The 1,922-nt window shown below is 39.6% G+C and carries 2 protein-coding genes; both read right to left on the reverse strand.

Annotated elements, in window-relative coordinates:
• Window positions 1–96: 96 nt before the first annotated feature.
• Window positions 97–990 carry a hypothetical protein gene (locus BUB22_RS15935; protein WP_073116662.1) on the reverse strand — a complete coding sequence of 298 codons (894 nt, stop codon included), beginning with the start codon at window positions 988–990 and terminating at the stop codon, window positions 97–99.
• Window positions 987–1,724: a PGAP1-like alpha/beta domain-containing protein gene (locus tag BUB22_RS15940; RefSeq protein WP_073116664.1), complete on the reverse strand. Its 738-nt coding sequence runs from the start codon at window positions 1,722–1,724 to the stop codon at window positions 987–989. The genes BUB22_RS15935 and BUB22_RS15940 overlap by 4 nt, the downstream gene beginning before the upstream one ends.
• Window positions 1,725–1,922 lie beyond the last annotated feature (198 nt).

Raw genomic sequence — 1,922 nt, forward strand, 5'->3', positions numbered from 1 at the left:
TTGTAGTTGACTTTTGCCATTGTTTTACCTTTTTGGGGTTGCGCAATGAATATAGTAGCTTATGCTACCCTCTTATTAAACTCCTGCATGGTCCAATCAATATTCAACCACTAACTCATCATTTTGATAAAATTTTAATCCATCACCATTACCATACCATATTACGTCAGAACAAGTAATTTTATCACTATTTATGCTACAGATATTCCCGCTTAATTTAATCATATCACCCCAAAAGCCTCCAATTGCAAATTTTCGAGGTGCAGAAATCGTGTCCTGTTTGTTTTTTAAAACAAGACTTTTTTCTCCTTCATTATCAAGGATAACACAATACACTTCATTTCCCCACGCTCTTACATCATCGCACACCTTAATCCATTCCAAATTTTTATCCAAACGTTTGTAAGTCAAAGTTCCAGAGATTGTATCCAGAACCGCGTACTGACAACTATCTCCGCCCGCATTCAATGATTTATCACCACGGGCAATAAACTTTCCGTCAAGCCATTGTTTCACCGAGGTGATTCCAAATTCACCAGAGCACCCTTCTGTTAATTTTTTCAGCTTTATCTGATGTTGGGATTCCCCAATTTTCCACAATCTAATTGAATTCGGCATACCACCGCCCCAAATAATTGAATCCGTCATCTGCCCTCGAAAGGCATTCGTCATGTTATATTCACCAAGGGTATCGCACCATCTCGGACCATCTTCCTGAACGCGGTAATTATAAACACACAAACGCTCGTGTCCTGATTCAACGACATCCCAATAAGGTTCAAATATTCCTTCATGAGACTCCGTTCTCATTTGGTAGCTCCCAACCATAACCAAAGAATCGTCAACAAACCCAACTATTTCTGCTCCCGAAAAGCCCTCATTCCAGCGAACCCTATCTTCGGAGCACCCCCACATGCATATGCATACAAACGCCAGCGTCAAAACAGCAAGCAGTCTTTCAATTTCAAACTTGTTCAACAGATGTTTCATGCTCTGTTCTCCTTAAACCTTTTTTGCGCTTTTTTATTACAAAATAATAGCAAACCAAGTTGCATGTTGAGCGCACCCGTTCCTTCATGTGGAGAGTCCAACGTGATAACTTTATCTACATCACCATAGTAATAATCGCTGTTTTGAATCCATTCACGGGAAGCAATACCACCCTTCGAATGATCGATAAGGATATAGCGGGAAGGAATCTGCCTGTAAAGATCTGGATAACGACGTATAGAATCAAGAGCTTCCTGACCATATAAGTTATTGCTTGGTTTTTCCGGATCTATAATAGCAGCTTTTACTTCCTGAGCTTCTTCAACCAAAGCCCGGCGCTGTCCAAATTTTTTATCCTTATTCCATGTCCGTAGCCCCAGCTCCTTGGCATTGTTGATCGAGTTATTGGCAGGATTTGTAAATGCTCGCCAGTGGTAAATGTATGAATTCTTAGCGTTACGATTATTTCCAATATCAGGTTCTTCAAATACATTTTTCGAAAGCCATTTCGTTATCCTGGAATCCTTAGAATACGCTCCAAGGGACGCATCGCCACCAAGATAGACAGATTCTTCATATGCCGATGGATAATCGCTACTCTCTGTAATACCCTTTGCAGATTCATAGGCACCATGCAAAAGCATGACGTTGTAGTTTTCTATAGATTCCATCGGTTTGGGCACAGACCAACAACCGACGGCAAAAACTAATACTAAAGCAAACAGTTTTTTCATATTTTTCCCTAATAGTTTATTGATTCACCACCAATATTCCGAAACATCAGTCCAACCAGATCTGCGCTTGAAAAGATGTTCACATGTCCATTATTATAGGAACTGGATTTGTAGGTTTTTTAATAGTGGGTTCATGAACAACCATATTCATTACCGGTTAAGTTAAAATATATCCTTTTTTCTTGTTAAGTGGTATAC

The sequence above is a fragment of the Fibrobacter sp. UWCM genome (assembly GCF_900129735.1).
Classification (GTDB): Bacteria; Fibrobacterota; Fibrobacteria; order Fibrobacterales; family Fibrobacteraceae; genus Fibrobacter.